Origin of the sequence: Kitasatospora sp. NPDC052868, assembly GCF_044547105.1 — a bacterium.
Classification (GTDB): Bacteria; Actinomycetota; Actinomycetes; order Streptomycetales; family Streptomycetaceae; genus Kitasatospora.
In genome coordinates, this window is sequence record NZ_JBITZW010000035.1 from 44,512 (window position 1) to 61,847 (window position 17,336).

Sequence of the window (17,336 nt, forward strand, 5' to 3'; positions counted from 1 at the left end):
AGTTCCACCATGAGCATTGCAGACGACTCCCGCGACTACGCCGACGCCTACGGCCCGGCGCCCGACGGCGACGACGGAAACCTGCCAGTACCGGCCGCCCGCCAGGCGCTGGAACGCGAGCAGCCCAACGACATCAGGGCCGAGCAGGCCGTGCTGGGCGCGATGATGCTGTCGCGGCCCGCGATTGACGCGGTGCTGGGCACGCTGCGTGGGCCTGGCGACTTCTACCGGCCAGCGCACGAGCTGATCTACAACGCGATCCGGGACCTGCACGACCGCACGGCCGACAAGGTCGACATCGACCCGATCCTGGTGGGCGGTGAGCTGACCTCCCGGGGCGAGCTCACCAAGGTCGGCGGCCCGGCCTACCTGCACACCTGCGTGAACGCGGTGCCGACGTCGGCCAACGCCGAGCACTACGCCGAGACGGTGCGCGACCTGGCCGCGTTCCGCAAGGTCATCGAGACCGGCACCCGGATGGCCGCCCGGGGCTACGCCGCGATCGGCGAGGCCCCCGAGGTCGTCCAGGCCGCGATGGCCGAGCTCCAGCAGCTGGTTGCGGGAACCGCCGTCGTGGAGCAGAAGCTGTCGGTCGCCGACCGGTGGCAGGACTTCATCGACGCTCAGGAGGCCGGGGTCGACCCGCGCGCCCTGGACACGCCCTGGCCCGACATCAGCGAGGTCGTCCAGCTGCTCCCGGGCCAGCTGGTGATGATCGGCGCCGCGACCGCCGGCGGCAAGAGTCTGTTCGGGATGAACCTGGCCGCGCACGTCGCCCTGCACCGCAACCGGCCGGTCCTGGTGGCGAGCATGGAGATGATGGGCCACGAGCTGATGGCCCGCCTGACCTCCGCCGAGTCCGGCGTCTGGCTGGACCGCCTGGTCAAGCACAAGCTGAACGACGACGACTGGGAGCGCATCGCCCGGGTGTCCGACCGGATGCGCAACGCGCGTAACTTCGTCCTGGACGACGCCCCCGGGCAGACCCTGTCGAAGCTGCGGGCGAAGCTGCGGTGGATGGCCTCCCAGGGCCACCCGCCCGCCATGCTGGTGGCCGACTACCTCCAGCTGATGACCCCGGAGAACTCCAAGGCCAACGACACCCGGGCCAAGGAGATCGGCGACATCAGCCGGGGCCTCAAGAACATCGCGGTGGAGTTCGAGATCCCGGTCGTGGCGCTGGCCCAGTTCAACCGCGGCGCGGTCGGCCGCCGGCCGCTGGTCTCCGACTTCAAGGACTCCAGCTCGATCGAGCAGGACAGCAACGTGATCATCCTGCTGCACCGCGAGCTCGCCGAGGACGGCACCGACACCGGTCCGACCGCCGGGACCGTCGAGGCGATCGTCTCCAAGAACCGCAACGGGCCCAACGGCCGGATCGTCCAGCTGTCCTTCCAGGGCCACATGGCCAGGCTCGCCTCCATGACCAACGACTGAACCGCCCCAAGAAGGGCCCTGACGGCCCCTCTGGTGACCTGGACGCCCTTTCCGGCGCCGTCGCTCCGTTCGGGGTCAAGATCGGCCGCCAGGAGACGATCTAGGGCTTGGCCCGGGACGGCCGTTTGAAAACGGCCGGTCTTGGGCGGCTGGTGGGGAGGCCCCCCGGTCAGTCCGAGCGGCTCGGAACCATCCTCGCGGGTTAGCAAATCATTAGATCCAGGCTTAGAAACTGCACTACGATGGGTGACAGGAGGTACGTCATGACCGAGGGGATCGACCCGATCGACGCGCTGCTCGCGGAGATCGAAGAAGAGGAGCTCCCGCCGCCGGCCGAACGCAAGCGGCTGCGCCTGGCGGCGAAGCTGACCCGGGGCCGGGTGGCCGAGCGGATCGGGGTGAGGGAGGAGACGATCTGGGCCTGGGAGACCGGCCGCTCGGATCCGCGGCCGCCGCAGCGCGCTGACTACGCCCGGCTGCTGCGCGGCCTGGCCGCCCGCTTCCCTGCGCCCCAGCCGCCGGCGGCGGCCGTGGTGCCGGAGGCGTTCGCCGCCGCCCCGGTGGCCGAGCAGCCGGCCCCGTCCGCGCCGGCCGCGCAGCTGGTGATGCTGGACCAGAACCCGGACGGCTCGCTGCTGATGGCCGCGCCTGCGCCGTGTGTGCAGTGCGGGCAGCCGTCGGTCTACCGCGCCCAGGGCCACCCGATGCACCTGGGCGGGTTCTGCCGCCCCTCCGCTGCCCCGGTCGCCGTGGCGGCGCCGGAGCCGGCTGCCTCGGTCGCTCCGGTCGCCGCGCCCCGCCAGGCCGCCCCTGCGGCTGCGCCGAGCCGTCCCGGGTCGTCGCGTCCGGCGGCGTCCTCGCGGGCGCGCAAGGCGCCGGCGAAGAAGGCCGCCGCGGCCGAGGGCCCGGCCGACTGGGAGCAGGCCGCGGCGGCGCGGTTCCCGGACGGGCCGCTGGCGGTGCTGGACGTCGCCCCGTCCGGCCGGGCGCTGGTGGCCTACCTCGCCGACGGCACCCAGGCGCCGGCCGCGCCGGCCGGGCGCACGCTCGCCGATGTCGTGGAGTGGGCACTGGAGAGCAGGTTCGGCTCGCCGCGTCTGCACCGGCACGGCAAGGACGGCGACGCCCTGGTCGTGCTCACCGACGCCGCGCTCGCCGAGCTGGGCCTGCCGCCGATGGGCCGCGACGAGAAGAAGGACTTCGTCCAGCGCCTGGGCCAGCTGGCGAAGACCCACAAGACGGTGAAGGCCCTGGAGAAGGCCGGCTGGCAGCTCACCCAGCGCGGCCTCGGTCCCTGGGCGCGGATCTACCGCACCCCCGAGGACGGCAAGCGCCAGTGCGTGCAGCTGTGCATCCCCGGCTGGGGCGCTCTCGCCTCGGGCGGCTGGTCCATCCCCGACGGCCTGGACGCCCCCGGCCTGGCCCGCCTCCTCGGCACCTATGCGAAGCGCGTGATCACCCCGCGCGGCTCCACCGCCTCCTCCGGCCTGGAACTCGTCACCGCGCTGCGCCCGCCCACCATGGCGGTGCGCACCGAGGCCGGCTGGAAGTCCGGCCCGGTGGAGGGATCCCGTCAGGAGGCGCTGGAGCCAGCGCCGTCGGAGGTCCCCTCGATCCACCCGCTCGCCCAGGGCCGGGAGACGGGCGGCGAGCTGGTGACCGAGGCGTGGGACTGGTGCCGCGACCTGACCGTCGAGGAGCAGGCGGCGCCGTTCGCGGTGGGCCTGGACGTGAACACCTCGTTCCTCGCGGCCGCGGGCCGGCTGACGCTGCCGCTGTCCGGGGCGGTGCACGAGCTGAACCCGGTCTTCGACAAGAAGGTCCCCGGCTCCTGGCTGGTCGACCTGTCCCACGTCGACACCGACCCGCTGCTGCCCTCGCCGTTCTCCCCCGACGGCGCGCGGCCGATGGGCCCGGCCTGGTACTCCACGGTGAAGGTCGCCTACGCCATCGAGCTCGGCGCCCAGGTCCAGCCGACCGAGGGGTGGCTGCGGCACGAGAGCGGCCCCTACCTGGACCCGTGGCACAAGCGGCTGCGCGCCGCGTACCTGGACACCATGGCCGCCCTCGGCATCCCGATCGACCTCGCCGACACCGACCCGCTCGCGTTCCTCGACGCGATGGCCGCCCTCAAGACCACCGGCGACCCGGCCGAACTCGCGGTCCTGGCCGCCATCAAGCAGACCGCGAAGTCCACCGTCGGCGCCTTCCGGCAACGCCCCCGCGGCCAGCACGGCTACAAGCCCGGCGACCCCTGGGCCGCCCTGGAACGCCCCACCTGGGAACCGCTCACCCGCGCCCTCATCATCGACACCGCCACCGTCAACCTCCACCGCAAACTCCGCAAGATGACCGCCGACACCGGCCTGCACGCCTTCGCGGTGCTCTCCGACTGCGCCGTCTTCGCCGCCCCCGGCCCCGGCCCCCTCAACATCCTCACCAAGCCGGACGGCACCCTCACCACCGCGCTGCGCCTGGGCGTCAGCCCGGGCCTGGTGAAGCACGAGGGCTCCCGCCCGATGCCGGAGATCACCGGGATGCTCGCCGACGGCGAGAACCCGGCCCGCCGCATGAAGCCAGGCGGCGTCGTCTCCGACGACGAATAGCCGGCCCTCACCGCGGCCCGTCGGCACCCGCCCGGCGGGCCGCCCCACCGCCCGCCACGACGCGACGCCGCCCCGGACCCCGGGGCGGTAGGAAGGAACCGATGCCCCGTGGGAGAGATCGACGAGGGCCTGGAGCGCGCCGAGCGCACCCGCCCCATCCCCGTGCACCTCAACACCCGCGTGCGCTTCCTGTGGGAGAAGGTCGCCAAGGAGGACACCGCCCGCCTCGCCCAGGCGGCCGGTGTCTCGGTGCGCACCGCGCAGCGCTGGGTGCACGCGCTCAAGGCCGTCGCCGAGGGGGAGCTGAAGGGCGACATCCCGATGGCCAAGGCGAACGCGGCCAAGGTCGAGCAGGCCGTGCGCACCGCCTGGCAGCCCCGGGTGAAGAACCGGGTCCGCCGCGACGCCGAGACGAATGGCTTCACGCTCCACCTCGCCGCCACTTTCGGCTTCAGCGCGTCCGGCGGCTCCACCGACGACCCCCGCGACCGGCTCCTGGAGAACCTCCGGATGCCCGGCAGCGTCGCCCAGGCCCTCTACGCCGCCCGCGACACCGGCGCCACCGAAGCCGAACAGGAGAAGCTGCTCGCCGACGCGCTGCGCGAGCACTACTTCCAGGCCCGGGGAGGCCGCGCCCGAGGCCTCGACGTCGAGCTGAACAGCATCAACTGGATGGACCTGGAGCTGTAGACCGGTCCCGATACCCTCCGTGTCGCCGAAAAACACCGTCCCGGTCGCTCCCAAGCGGCCGGGACTTTCTATTTGCGCGACCCCGAACAGAATTCACCGAAATTCGGAGAACACAATGAGCGACCACTTCCACCACACCGCCCACGACGGTCCGCCGTCCCTGCCGCTGACCGTCGTCCACGACCTGCTCAGCGGCCGGCTGATGATCCCGGCCACCGCCGTCACCCTCCTGCTGCGCACCATCGCCGCCGGCTGGACCGCCTCCCCCTGCGACGACACCGACTGCCGCCGCACCGCTGAGCTCTACGCCGCCGACCTCACCGGCTACGCCGACCAGCTCGACGTCGAGTGCATCGCGGCCACGGGCCGGGAAGCCGACCCCGCCGACTGACCCGCCACCCAACCCGCCCACCGAGGGCCCGCCTCCCCGCACACCGGGGAGCCGGGCCCTCTTCGCATGTCCTGCACCGAAGGAGACCGCGATGCCGACGCTGCACTACACCCCGCCGCCGCCCGCACCCTCACCTGCCTGGAACGCGGACGGCGGGCCGACTCGGTGAAACTGCGCCGGGTGCGCCACGCGCTGGAGCGGCTCGCCGCCGACCCGCGCCACCCCGGCCTGCGCACCCACCGCTACCGCGCCCTGCCTGGCCACGGCCACCGCCGCGTCTTCGACTCCTACATCGAGACCGGCGCCGGCGCCTGGCGGATCTACTGGACCTGGGGCCCGGCCGACGGCGGCGACCAGGCCCACGGCCGCGGGGCCGGCGCGGTGCTCACCGTGCTGCTGATCGGCCCGCACCTGTAGCACCGGACGGGGCCGTCACCGCCGGCTACTGCTGGCGGGGCAGAGCGATCCGGTCGATCAGCTCCCGTCGGACCACCACACTGCGACTGATGGTGTCGGCCCACGTCTGGCGCCGCACGTGGGTGACGGGGCGGACGAAGCCGGCGAAGGCTGGCAGCGCGTCCAGGCCGTGCAGGACACCGCGCCAGACGGCCCGCGCCGCGCCGATCGGCGCCCCGGTGTCCTCATCGACCGTCACGATCCCGACCAGCCGCCCGCCCAGGCCCTGCCCGGTGCGCCCCCGCTCGGCCCACTGGAGCACCAGCCACCCGCCTCCGACCACCCAGTACCCGCCCGCCAGCGCGCCCCGGATGTCCGTGTCCGCGAGCAGCGCCAGCAACTGCAGCGCCGCGAACGCCGGCGCCAGCGCCGACAACGCGGCCAGGTACGCCGTCATCAGCCCGCCTGCGATCCCCACCTCGATCCCGGCCGCCGTCGCCCGCTGCGCCCAGGAGGCCAGGCCGGGGATGCCGGTCCTCCTCGCGGGCGAGGCCGGGGCCGGGCCGGCCGGCGCGCCGGGGTGCCACCAGGGCACAGTCGGCGGTTGGGAGGGGAACAGCGTGTGATCGGTCATGACCGGTCAACGCCCCTCGGCGGGTCGGGGCACGCCACGCCGGGGCGCGGACCACGTCATGCGCCCCGGACGCCATGCGCCCTCATCTGGCATGTTCGCGGCCGAAATATTGCAGGTCAAAGCCCTGGTCACCCGCCGATAGGCGGGTCTAGCATTCCCGGCACGGCCGGCCCGCCACAGCATTCCTGGGCCGCCCAGCAGAGCAGTCGCGCCCGGCTTTGGGTGCGGCTGACCTCCCACCGGCCGGGGCCCCGCGGAACGCCCCCCTCGTCCCCCGGGGCCCCGGCCGCCTGCGCCCCGTCCCTGGCCCGTCGGGCGCTCGGACGGCTACGGAGCCTTGAAGCCGCGGCGGCGGGAGCGGGCGGCCCGCTGCATCCCGGCCTCGGCAAGGTGCCGGCGGCCGGCGGCGAGGTCTTGTCGAACCTGTTCCTCAACGGCGGCGAACACCTTGTAGTAGGTCCGGTCGTACGCCTCGATCAGCTGGTAGGTCCACATCCCCGGGACGACGTCCCGCCCGAGGAGCTCACGCTCGACCAGGTCGGCCTGCTCCCCGCGCCCGGCCTGGCGCAGCATCCGCACCGCCTCGGCGAGCATCCGGTCGGCGCCGCCGGTCATCTGATGCACCGCATACAGGTGGCCGCGGGCCCGCTCGGTGTACTCCAAGGCTTTCGACAGCATCCCCAGCGCCATCACGGTGGCGTCGTCCACGCCCGGCGGCCGGCGGTGCGCCTCGTCCGTCCCGTCGGCCCCGACTTGGCCTGCCACCGCTGCCTCCCGAAGTGCTCGCTGGTCCCCTTCACCATCACCCGGCCCGGGGGCAGGCCGACGCACACGCAGGGCGGACCGGCGGTCAGGCCGCCGGGCCCTGCACGGCGTTCGGCCGGGTCGCCTGCTTGAGCTTCATCGCGGCCTTGTGCCGGTTCTCGGCACCGGCCCAGTACGGGTGGGCGTGCAGCTCGGCACCGACCGCGGTGAACGCGCTCCGCTTCTCCTCGGTCGGGCCGGCGGCCCAGTCGGCCTCGGCGGTGTACCAGCGGCGCTGGAGTTCGAGCAGGTCAGCGGGGAAATCGGTGTCGGACACCGGCCCATCGTAGGTCGCACACCCGTGCTGCCGACGGCACGGCACTCGAGCTGATACGAGGCGACGGGGTGAGGCCGACCCGAACGGCCCACGGATCGGCCCGGGGCGGCTACCGTCGATGGCACAGGGCTCGGCCCGGCGCCGGGCTCAGCCGACGTGGAGAGGGGTTGGTAGGGATGAGTGCTCAGCCCGCCGAGCACGTATCCGGCCAGGGCAGCAGCTTTGGGCTGCCGCCGATGGAGACGGTCCAGGAACTGCGCGCCGCGTTGCGGGCCGGCCACGGTTCACCCGGCGACGCCGAGTGCCTGGACGCCGAGCTCGCCGAGCTGCTGCTGCGCGGGGTGCCGGTCGACTGCATCGAGGAAGTCGACCAGGTCGGCGCGGTGATCGACCTCTTCGCGGTCGGTGAGATCGTGGCCGACTACCGGGGCCGGGTGTTCTTCGCCGCCGACCCCGAGGCCGCCGCCGCCGTGGACGCGGCCGTGGCCGAACTGCTGGCCCGCAAGGGTGCCGAGTGACCGACCAAGGCCAACAGCCGACTGGCCTGGACGTGGCCGAGGCGCTCTGGTGGCTGGAACAGCGCGGCCGGGGCAGGCCCGCGGTGTCCCCCGTTCGGTGAATCCGGTTCGGACGGGCGCGCGGGTGGGAGGCTGGCGCCGTGACCGACCAAACGGATGACACCGACCTCGACCGCAGCCGGCTGAGGAGTACAACCTCCTCCACTCCGGCCTGATGGGCGGCATGCACGGCATCTCGGATGCCTTCCGCGGGCTCGGCTCCGGCACGGGCCGCGGATTCGGGCCGATGACGCGATTCAGGGAGGACCACCTCAACACCGGCCGGCCGGTGGCCGAGCTCGCCCAGGAGCTCGCCGACTGGGCCGCCGGCCTCGCGAAGGAGGCCGCCGAGTGCGACGCCAAGCGCCGCCGCCTGGTCGAGCTCGGCGTCCTGCTGCCGCCCCGATAACGACCACCCGCTGCGTCGGGCCGTACCGGCCGGGCTGGTCCTGGACAGAGAGGTACTGGTGATGGGCGAGCAGGCAGAGCCGCCGAGGCCGCAGGTGCGGCCGATCACGGCGCAGGTGACGGTGACCGGGCTGGAGGCGGCGGTGCTGTGCGAGCTGGCCGGCGTGTTGGGCCGGTCACCGGAGGCACTGGCGCTGGAGTACGCGGCTGGCACTTTGAAGCTGCCCACCAGCAGCATCGGCGAGTCGGAGTTCGCGGACTGGGCGCTGTTCGACGGCCCGCCGGACCTGGCCACCCACGCCGACGAGCACCTCGCCGAAGGCTTCGGCAGGTGACCCCACCCACTGCGCCGCCCGGCCCGGTGCTGGCGGTCGCCGATACCGGCGTGCTGCTGGCCGCCTTCAACAGCCCTGGAGGTCCACCCCGGCCCGTAGCAGCCGGGGAGCGTGTCCCATACCGCCGCGGAATGGGTACATGTCCCCCATGGAGCGGACCAGGTGGCCGGAGGTGGTCGAGCAGGCGCGGCTGGTGGTGGTCGGCTACGGCGGCGACTGCACGCTGCGCCAGGTCTACTACAAACTCATCACCCAGGCGGTGATCCCGCACACCGCCTCCGCCTACAAGCACCTGTCCGCCCACCTGGCGAAGGCCCGCCGCGAAGGCCGCTTCCCAGACCTGATCGACACACTGCGCCAGGTCCACGCACCGGCGGCCTGGGACGACGCGGGGGCGATGGTCGCCCAGATGCCCGGCTGGTTCCGCCTGGACCGCACCCGCGGCCAGCACGTGGCGCTGTACGTCGCGGCGGAGAAGGACACCCTGCGCGCACAGTTCACCGGCTGGCTGGACGAACTCGGCATCCCGGTGATCGTGGTGCGCGGCTACGGCTCCCAGTCCTACGTCCAGATGGTCCGCGACCGCACCGCCCAGGAAGAGCGGGAGGTGAGGTTGGCCTACTTCGGGGACTTCGATTGCTCAGGTGAAGGGATCGAGGAGGACTGGATCGCCCGCACCGGCTGTTGGGACACCGTCGAGCGGGTGCTGCTCACCAATGAGCAGCGGATCGCGTACGGGTTGCCGCCAGCCGAGGGCAAGAAGGGCGACCCGCGCTGGCCCCGCTTCGCGGCGAAGTATGGCTTCGACCCGGCCCGCCCGGTCCAGTGGGAGATCGAGGCTTTGGAGCGCGACGACCTGCACCGGCTGCTGATGGCCGCCGTCGAGCCGTACGTCGACCGCGGCGTCCTGGCCGACGTCCTCGCCGACGAGGCCCGCCAGCGCGATGAGCTGCGCGCGTTCCTGGCCCGGTGGTGACTCGCCGCCGTGCCGTTCGTCCAGGCCGACGCCGGTGCCGCCCCGCTCGGCACCTGGGGTCTGGTACATCCGCCATCAGGGTGGTGGCCTGAGGGTGACAGACTGTCAGCCATGAGTGATCAACACGGTCGGCGCCCGCTGTGGCAGCCCTTCTCCGAGCCCTCCGCCGATCTCCCTCTGGCCGATGAGCCCCGTCGGCTGCTGCCGGTGGAGCGCTCACCGTTCCAGTCCCCGGCCGCCGCGCAGCCCGACCGCCCCCGGCACGTGGCGGCCGATGGGCGCAGGCCGCTCGGACCGGGCGGGAGCGCTTGCGCCGTGGCCGGTCCGCGGGCCTGAACCGGTTACGCCGGGCTGGCGGCCGGGGCGTGGCCGCTGCCTGCGCCGATGAGGTTCGCGACGGTGTCGATGTCGAGGTCGGCGGCGACGGTGTGGAGGTAGTCCTTCTGGTCGTCGTCGAGGCCGAGTGCGGGGTCGTCCGCGATCCTCGCCAGCGCGGTGGCTGCGATGCCCGGTCCGGCGGCTGCGAGGGCGTTGAACAGGGCCTCCGTGCGCGCCTCCTGGCCGCGGCCCTGGTAGTGCAGGGCGATCTCGAAGGCGTGCGCTGCGCGGGCGCCGACGTGCCGCAGGGTGGGCGAGTCGTCGCGGTCGCCGCCCAGGACGAGCCGCCGCCGGCGGGCGGGCAGCTGACGGGTCTCGCTGGCCGTGGTCGCGGTCCGGCCGGCCTCGGCCGTGTGCTCCAGCTCGCCAGCGAGCACGCCGAGCTCGTGCTCCAGGTCGCCGAGCACACAGCCCGGCATGGCGGCCGCGAGCGCGCACACCGCGACCAGGACGCCCCGCTCGCCGGGGTGGAGCTCGGGCAGGGTGCCGGTGCGGGCGGCGCCGAGCAGCACGTCCGCCGCCAGCGCATGGCGCAGCTCCTCGACCAGGTGCCCGTCGCCGCCGGGGATGACCTCGGGCCCGCTCGCCCGCTCGATCGCGTCGGCCGCCCGCTCCAGCGCCCGGGCGTGTCCCTGATCGCCCTGCCGGGCGGCGAGCCGACGCACCCACGCGGCCGCGGCCTGTCCGGCGCCGGCGGCGCGGTGCAGCGCCGCCGGCTCCTGCCCGCGCCGCGCCTGGGCGCCGCCGCCAGTGCCGGTCCTGTCAGGGGCGGGGGAGTGCGGAAGTGGGGACCGGGGCAGCGGAGGAGTCGTCATGCCCGGTGCAACCACTGCGGGGCCCGACCGGTCACGGGCACGCAGCGGGTCCACGCGCGCGACCGCGGCGACCCCGTGGAGCCGGTCGCGCGGGCGCCTTTCGTCGCCGCGACGAAACCCGGCATCGCGCCACCGGGCCACGCCGACCCGGCGGGACGTTGCGGCAACGAAACCCGCCCCGACGCCCCGGCAGCCCGAAGACCCCGGTCCGGACCGCACCCGGCGTCCGGCCCCGCCGCCGGGCCGGATGCAACGAAACCCTAGGCTTGAGGGCATGAGTGTGGATCAGCCGACCCTTGTCGACCTGCCGCTGCGGCCCCCGGGGACGTGCGAGGAGTGCGGCCGCGTACGGCACGCGGCAGGGACCGGGCGCCCCGCCCGCTACTGCGGCTCGACATGCCGATCCGCCGCACACCGGCGCCGCCGCGCCCAGGCCGCCGAGGCAACACCGCAGGCCACCGCCCCCGACGAGGCACAAGCAGCACGCCGGGCACGCCTGCTGGAACTCGCCGCAGCGGTCACCGCCACCACCACTGCGCTCGCCGACACCCTCGACCAGGACAGCGGCACCGAGCGGCCGGCGGCCGCGCTCCGGGCACTGCTGGCCGCTGCCGCGGACCTGACCGCCCAGGCCGCACGGGACACAGACCCGGCAGCCGACGCAACGAAACCCCACCCCGCCGACGGGGGACAACCACCCCTGACCGAGCCCGCCGCGCCCGACTTCCGTCGCGGCAACGAAACCCCGCCCGGCCCACCGGAGCCGTCCACGCCCGACTTCCGTGACCGCGACGAAACCCCTCCCGCCGCCGCACAGCCGGCACCGACCCCCACCCGTACAAGCACCACAGACACCACCGGACCCCGAGACGGCGCCCCGGAACCAGACGCACTGCTGCGCCGGACCGCCGATCCGGTGCGCAGCTTCGGCGACCCGGACCGGACCGAGGACCTGGCGCTCACGTTCGGGCCGGACTGGACGCTGTCCTCCTGGACGGCGCGGCAGGCCGCCGGTGTCCGGCAACTGCACCACCGCGGCGTCAGGGTCGGCTGGACCACCCTGCTGCCGGACGGGCCATGGGGCCTGGGCGGGTGGATCGCGGTGCGGGTCCTGGACGGCGGCGGCGCCCGGGCGCTCACCGGGAGCCTGGGCCGGCCCCGGACGCACCGCGACCCGGGCGGGGCGCTGGAGGCTCTGCAGGCCGCCCACACCTCGCGGCCGGCCGCGCCGGTGCCGACCGCCCGCGACGTCGCCACGCCGACCGCCGCGCGTCCTGTCCCGGCCCCGCAGGCGTCCGGGTGGATCGGCCCGCGGGCGGTCGACCCGGGCCTGGTGACCGTGCCGCGCCACCCGATGCTGCGCGGCCTGCCCGACAGCGACGCCCGCCGCCACCTCGACCCGGCCGTGTTCGGTGACTGGTGGGCACTGCACGGCTGGACGGTCCAGCCCGACGTCTGGCTGGTCACCGGGGAGGGCCACACCGTGGGCTGGGTCGAGCGGGGGCTGCCCGGCTACAAGCGGCGGTGGGTGGCGGTGTACGAGGAGTGCTTCCTCGTCGACTCCGCCACCGAGGACCCGGTCCTGCACGACACCCCCGAGCAGGCCGCGCACACCGTCATGAAGGCCTACCTGGCACAGGTCTAGCCGGTGGCCTGCGTACCCACCGCTACCAGGCCCTGCCCGGGCACGGCCGCCGCCGGGTCTGGGACTCCTACATCGAGACCGGCGCCGGCGCCTGGCGGATCTACTGGGCCTGGGACCGACCCGCACCAGCCACCAGCAGCACGGCGGCCGGGACGGCGCGGCGCTCACCGTGCTGCTGATCGGCCCGCACCTGTAGACCGTCCGTACGAGTGTTGTTCGGGGTTCGCGCCTGCGGCGGGCTGTTGGTCTTTTCGCGTCCGGAAGAGCTGTCCGCAGCCTGCGGGGCCGGCCGACGGCCGCCGACCAGCCGCGCCGGGTTTCCACGTAGGTACCACCGCAGGTATCACGCCCTTTCCCGTGACCATCCGACGTTTCCCCAGCTCAGAGCCAATTTCCGGCGCAACGGAAAATCAGACAACCCCCTCTGTCTGTCCCTCTCCCTGGTTGCTGGTGGTGTGGTGGGTGCGGTTTGGGTGACGGTCCGGACGGCGGGGCTTTCGCCCTGCCGGGGGCTGTTGGGTGTTACGCGTCCGGTGGTGCCAGCCGCGTCGTCCAGGGCCGCCGCCCGCGCCCTCGCCCTCAAGGGTGTGTCAAGAAGGCCTCTTACGTCGCTATGGGCACGAATTTCGTCACCTAGCGTCACTCGTGAGGATCGGTGCGTGTTGACGCTCTAGGTTGCGGGTGGTTGCTGAGCGCACACCAATCCGCCTTCGACGTGAGGAATACCGCCATGCGCCGGATCCTTGTCTCTGCCCTGACCGTCGGCTTCGCTGCCGCGCTGACTATCGCTGGCCCCGTCGTCGGCGCCTCGGCTACAACCACCGGCACCGCCGCCTGTCCCAGCGGCTACCTCTGCGTGTGGGACCAGATCAACTACCAGGGCAACATGTACAAGTTCTCCGGGTCGAACTCCTCGTGGGCGGCCTGGGCGATCAACAACCACGACTCGTCCTGGTACAACCACGGAACCTCGGGGCTGAACGCCTGCGTGTGGCAGTACGAGGGCTACTTGGGCAGCGTCAAGGTCATCAAGGCCGGCACCTCCTCGCCGGGACCTGACAGCGCTCACGCTCACGAAGGCAGCTCCAACAGCTGGGGCGACTGCTGACAACAAACCCACGCCACCGCCCCCACCCGAGCCGGGTACGGGGGCGGTGGCATTCCAAACGGCGTCACGAAACATCACCCGGTAGGTGTGGCCATCTGTGCCGCCTGGGCCGGCACCGCAGGCCGCCGACCGGTCCCGCTTGGGCGTGGTGCGTCCGGTAGTGCCGGCCGCGTCGTCCAGGGCCGCCGCCCGCCACCGGGCCGCACCCGGACTCGTTGAACGCCCCGTGAGCAACCCGTCCTCCGCCCGGCGCGCCCTCGGCCCCGGCGCCGTCCGCGCCCTCGCCCCCAGCGCCCCCCAGGCCGCCCACAGCCGCCTGGGCGGGCCCGGCCGCCGTCCCGGACCCACCGACCCACCCGGACGCCCCACAGCTCACCGCAGGGCCCGCCGAGCAAGCCGTCGACGCCATCGCCGCACTGCGCCACGTCCGCACCCCCGCCGCCGTCCTGGAGTCCGCGCTCCGCCTCGCCCAAGCCCTCCTCGACCGGCCCGGCGAAGACCCGCTCCTCCTGGAGGCCGCCCAGGGCCTGGCCGCCGTCATCCCGCAGTACCTCGCCCCGGCCCGCACCCCCGCACCCACACCACCGGCCGCCCGGCTGCGCACCGTCCCGTCCCCGACGACCGGCGGGACCGGCACCCTGGCGGGCTGAAAGCCGGCGTGCCGAAGGCCTGCGCCGGGTACTGTCCAACCAGCGCGGCCTGGCCGCCCGGACGGCCGCCGGGGCCGGTGAGAATCGCCCCGCGACCCGTTGTCCCGGGCCCGGATCACTCGGGCGGCACGCTTCCAGTACCGCTTCCGATACCGCTTCCGGTCACCCCTCACCTTGATGGGGCATCAACGCAGGTCAGACCCCTTGCCCAGGCCCACCGGAAACGCCGACAACCCTTCTGTCGCCTAGCGCGGCTCCATCAGGGTCTCGCTCCGGGCCACTCCGGCCCTTCGCCCAACCCCCGGGCTGTCCCCCCAGCCCCCAGGGGCGTGGCCCGGTGCTCGCGCCGCGGCCGGGCAGCTCGGCGTTCCGGTGGGTGCGGGCGGCCGGGCCGGGCGGGCCGGCGGCGGCCGAGGCGGGCCGGTGCTGGGGCGGAGCCGGTCGGTGGCGGCCGGTGTTGGGCGTGATCGACTTGTCGGCGACGTGCGGTATGCAAAGCAGTCAGCCACCGCACCGCACACCAGCGAGGGGGAGCGCCGTGAGCCACCGCCAGCCCGCCCCGGGCACACCCGACCAGCCCGACGCCCAAGGCGCCGCCGCCGCGCCGCACACGCGCACCCGCAAGGCGTCCAAGACCAACCCCGGCGGCTCCTCCAACGACCTGCGCGCCGACGTCCTACGCGCCATCGCCGTCCTGAAGATCGTCACAGCACACCAGCTGTGGCGACTGCTGCGCCCGCACGCCCTGGAGAACAAGTTCGCCCGCGCCGCGCTGAACGATCTGGAGAAGAAGCGGATCACCGTCAAGCACGGCACCGGCGAGGACGGCCGGGACATCTGGGGGATGACCACCGCCGGCCGCGACGCCGCGAAGGCGCTGTTCCCGGACGGCCGGGACATGGGCGGTATCGCCCGCAAGGCCGGCGCCAGCTCGGCCGCCGGGCACGCCCTGGCCGTCACCGAGACCATCATCGCCTTCGTCGCCGGCGGCACCGGCCCGAACATCCCGGACAAGCAGGTCAACGGCGACCGCACCGCCCCCGGCGTCGGGCCCGGCTTCGGCCGGATCGAGCAGTGGGCCACCGAGATCGAACACCTCACCCCACACAAGCCCACCGTCCGCACCGACGCCGTCCTCCAAGCCCCCGACCACCGCATCCCGGTGCTCCTGGTCGAAGTCGACCTCGACAACGAGTCCAACCCGATCGTCGCCAAGAAGCTCGACGACTACCGCGGCTTCTTCGACCACCGCCACCCGCTGCCCAACCCCCACTCCCGCGGCACCATCGGCTACCTGGAGTGGAAGAAGACCGAGCCACACTGGCGCCGCACCTACCCCGACACCGGCCGCCCCGGCTACCCGCCCGTGGCCATCGTCCTCGGCCACCTCGGCGAGCGCGCCATGCGCCAACGCGTGACGGCCCTCACCGAGATGACCCGCCGCCACTGGCAAGGCCGACACCTCGGCGACGGCTACTACGACCACAGCGAAGCCATCCCCATCCTGTTCACCAACCTGGAGCTGCTGATCGAACGCGGCCCCCTCTCCCCGATCTGGCGCCGCGCCGGCCGCGACGGCCCCCTCCAGCCCCTCCACACCGCCCTCGACGACCACGACGGACCCCAGGCGTACGCCCGGCACCAAGAAGCCCAGCGCGCCCAGCAGCAGGCCGATCAGGCCGCCGCCGAACAACGCCGCCAGCAACGCGAACTCCTCGCCACCGCCTGCCCCCACTGCCACCGCACCGCCGACAAGTACAAGAACCCCCGCTACGCCTCCGACGGCGAGAAGCTCTGCCACTTCTGCCAGCAGAAGGCCGACCAGGCCGCTGAAGCCGAAGCCGCCCAGCAGATCACCCAGGCCGCCGAGGCACACATCGAACTCACCCAGACCGCTGAGAATGCCACCATCCTTCGCACGCTCTTTGGCCCTCGAAAGCCGAGGAAGGAGAACAAGGCCAAGCAGACCTGAGAACCTGTTGGCCGACGTGGCCAGAGCGCCGTGGGGCCCGAGCGTCCGGTTCTCACTGATAGGCCTGGCTATGGTGGGGCAGCAGTGTCGGGTCTGTTTCATTGCCCATTGAGCGCGCGCTTGAATTCCTCTACAACCTTAGGTGTGCGAGCAATGAAAGTTGTTACCCAGGCCACGCCCCCAGCGGCTACCAGAGCCATCAATCCAGCAATGGTCCAGAATTCGTTTGCTGCCGTTGCCTCTTTTCTGTAAAGCGCAAAGAGGCACGCAATCTCACTCGTGACTGCACCCGCGAAAGCGGCAATTGGTCCGAGTGCGTGAGTAATGAGAACGGCTAGCCATTTGGCCCAACTCGACCATTTTTCGGTGACTTTCGCGAGGGTCTCCGTCGCCTTGACGTTAAAGAAGTAATTCAAGGTCAACAGGGGAATGATGGTTGCGACAACCTGATAGAAGACGATATATCCATGCGGGTACAATTCGCTGGAAATATTTATCACCCTTTGGGTTGACATGATCTCGATGGCTGGTTTATCCCCAGAAGCGCCACCTCCGATAGGCGCGATGTATAGCATCCCCCCCAAAGAGCTCATCAACTGCATTGATTGGCGTAAGCGCGTTGGCCATCTGCGCGGTCACCCGCAGCCCGCCGGCGCACTTTGCCCCAGGCGCAGCGTCAGGCCCCGCACGATCGCCTCCGGCACCTCCACCTGGTGATGGCGAAGCCGGATCTCCTCGGGCTCCTGATCCTCCGCCAGGAAGGTCTCCACACTCACAGAAAAGCTCTCCCCTCGAATTCCCCAGGCCGGACCCGGGATCTGGCAGGAACTGCTGACGGTGCGTTTCTGATACATTCACTGGCCGAACCGAGGCGGCCAGAGTGGGCTGGAATTCAAGCCCATTTGCGAGCGACTTTCGATAGTCCATCAGTCGCCTCGGAGAAAAATCAGGAAATCTCGGAAAAGCCGGGGATGGACCCCGTATCCGGCAGGGTTTCCTGACAGGCTGCAACTGATACACTGGTCACCGCTGCTCACCCTCGGAGGATAGCCCCCCGCCCCGCCCGGAGGTGAAATGCTGGTCTGGGAGAATGATCTAGACCAATATGGCGGGAGTGAAGCCGGCCCGCACGCCCCCCGACGCGCACCCCTCCCCCTAGTCAGCCTGTCGTGAGTTCAGCCAGAACACCAGTTCAACCATGTGAACGGGCATCAGCCCACCGGCACCATGGAGCGAAGCGGAGTGGTGCCGGCCCGC

Annotated in this window: 18 protein-coding genes; 12 read left to right on the forward strand and 6 right to left on the reverse strand. The window is 72.6% G+C overall.

Going from position 1 to position 17,336, the window contains the following annotated elements:
• Positions 1-9: 9 nt before the first annotated feature.
• The 5 genes from ACIGZJ_RS34570 to ACIGZJ_RS34590 all read left to right on the forward strand — a co-directional run bounded on the left by ACIGZJ_RS34570 (position 10) and on the right by ACIGZJ_RS34590 (position 5,541).
• Complete coding sequence (locus tag ACIGZJ_RS34570; protein ID WP_396460997.1) at positions 10-1,437, forward strand: replicative DNA helicase; 1,428 nt, start codon at positions 10-12, stop codon at positions 1,435-1,437.
• 263 nt (positions 1,438-1,700) lie between these two features.
• Positions 1,701-4,043, forward strand: a complete 2,343-nt coding sequence (tap, locus tag ACIGZJ_RS34575) for a telomere-associated protein Tap (RefSeq protein WP_396460998.1) — start codon at positions 1,701-1,703, stop codon at positions 4,041-4,043.
• Between the two features lie 108 nt (positions 4,044-4,151).
• Entirely contained in the window at positions 4,152-4,733 is a 582-nt protein-coding gene (gene tpg, locus ACIGZJ_RS34580; RefSeq protein WP_396460999.1) for a telomere-protecting terminal protein Tpg, read from the forward strand.
• A gap of 115 nt (positions 4,734-4,848) precedes the next feature.
• Complete coding sequence (locus ACIGZJ_RS34585; RefSeq protein ID WP_396461000.1) at positions 4,849-5,124, forward strand: hypothetical protein; 276 nt, start codon at positions 4,849-4,851, stop codon at positions 5,122-5,124.
• 66 nt (positions 5,125-5,190) lie between these two features.
• A complete protein-coding gene (locus tag ACIGZJ_RS34590) occupies positions 5,191-5,541 on the forward strand; it encodes a hypothetical protein (protein ID WP_396461001.1) in 351 nt (116 codons plus the stop codon).
• 25 nt (positions 5,542-5,566) lie between these two features.
• Here ACIGZJ_RS34590 and ACIGZJ_RS34595 read toward each other — a convergent pair whose 3' ends face one another.
• From ACIGZJ_RS34595 to ACIGZJ_RS34605, 3 genes are all read right to left on the reverse strand, one after another.
• Positions 5,567-6,154 (reverse strand): RDD family protein, encoded by a 588-nt coding sequence (locus ACIGZJ_RS34595; RefSeq protein ID WP_396461002.1) that lies wholly within the window; start codon positions 6,152-6,154, stop codon positions 5,567-5,569.
• Between the two features lie 327 nt (positions 6,155-6,481).
• A complete protein-coding gene (locus ACIGZJ_RS34600) occupies positions 6,482-6,919 on the reverse strand; it encodes a hypothetical protein (protein ID WP_396461003.1) in 438 nt (145 codons plus the stop codon).
• 85 nt (positions 6,920-7,004) lie between these two features.
• Positions 7,005-7,235: a hypothetical protein gene (locus ACIGZJ_RS34605; protein WP_396461004.1), complete on the reverse strand. Its 231-nt coding sequence runs from the start codon at positions 7,233-7,235 to the stop codon at positions 7,005-7,007.
• Between the two features lie 176 nt (positions 7,236-7,411).
• Here ACIGZJ_RS34605 and ACIGZJ_RS34610 point away from each other — a divergent pair, with 176 nt between their 5' ends.
• From ACIGZJ_RS34610 to ACIGZJ_RS34625, 4 genes are all read left to right on the forward strand, one after another.
• Complete coding sequence (locus ACIGZJ_RS34610) at positions 7,412-7,753, forward strand: hypothetical protein (RefSeq protein WP_396461005.1); 342 nt, start codon at positions 7,412-7,414, stop codon at positions 7,751-7,753.
• Between the two features lie 286 nt (positions 7,754-8,039).
• Entirely contained in the window at positions 8,040-8,201 is a 162-nt protein-coding gene (locus ACIGZJ_RS34615; protein WP_396461006.1) for a hypothetical protein, read from the forward strand.
• Between the two features lie 61 nt (positions 8,202-8,262).
• The gene (locus tag ACIGZJ_RS34620) at positions 8,263-8,535 is read left to right on the forward strand and encodes a hypothetical protein (protein ID WP_396461007.1); all 273 of its coding nucleotides are present in this window, start codon (positions 8,263-8,265) and stop codon (positions 8,533-8,535) included.
• Positions 8,536-8,674: 139 nt separating this feature from the next.
• A complete protein-coding gene (locus ACIGZJ_RS34625) occupies positions 8,675-9,511 on the forward strand; it encodes a hypothetical protein (protein ID WP_396461008.1) in 837 nt (278 codons plus the stop codon).
• Positions 9,512-9,852: 341 nt separating this feature from the next.
• Here ACIGZJ_RS34625 and ACIGZJ_RS34630 read toward each other — a convergent pair whose 3' ends face one another.
• Positions 9,853-10,704 (reverse strand): hypothetical protein, encoded by an 852-nt coding sequence (locus ACIGZJ_RS34630; protein ID WP_396461009.1) that lies wholly within the window; start codon positions 10,702-10,704, stop codon positions 9,853-9,855.
• A 274-nt stretch (positions 10,705-10,978) separates the two neighbouring features.
• Between ACIGZJ_RS34630 and ACIGZJ_RS34635 the strand changes: the two genes are divergently transcribed.
• The 3 genes from ACIGZJ_RS34635 (at position 10,979) to ACIGZJ_RS34645 (ending at position 16,079) form a co-directional block, all read left to right on the forward strand.
• Positions 10,979-12,349: a hypothetical protein gene (locus tag ACIGZJ_RS34635; protein WP_396461010.1), complete on the forward strand. Its 1,371-nt coding sequence runs from the start codon at positions 10,979-10,981 to the stop codon at positions 12,347-12,349.
• Positions 12,350-13,079: 730 nt separating this feature from the next.
• A complete protein-coding gene (locus ACIGZJ_RS34640; RefSeq protein ID WP_396461011.1) occupies positions 13,080-13,457 on the forward strand; it encodes a peptidase inhibitor family I36 protein in 378 nt (125 codons plus the stop codon).
• A 1,188-nt stretch (positions 13,458-14,645) separates the two neighbouring features.
• Entirely contained in the window at positions 14,646-16,079 is a 1,434-nt protein-coding gene (locus ACIGZJ_RS34645; RefSeq protein WP_396461012.1) for a replication-relaxation family protein, read from the forward strand.
• A gap of 98 nt (positions 16,080-16,177) precedes the next feature.
• Here the strand turns inward: ACIGZJ_RS34645 and ACIGZJ_RS34650 are convergent, their stop codons facing one another.
• Positions 16,178-16,654, reverse strand: a complete 477-nt coding sequence (locus tag ACIGZJ_RS34650; protein WP_396461013.1) for a hypothetical protein — start codon at positions 16,652-16,654, stop codon at positions 16,178-16,180.
• A gap of 60 nt (positions 16,655-16,714) precedes the next feature.
• The gene (locus ACIGZJ_RS34655; protein ID WP_396461014.1) at positions 16,715-16,855 is read right to left on the reverse strand and encodes a hypothetical protein; all 141 of its coding nucleotides are present in this window, start codon (positions 16,853-16,855) and stop codon (positions 16,715-16,717) included.
• Positions 16,856-17,336 lie beyond the last annotated feature (481 nt).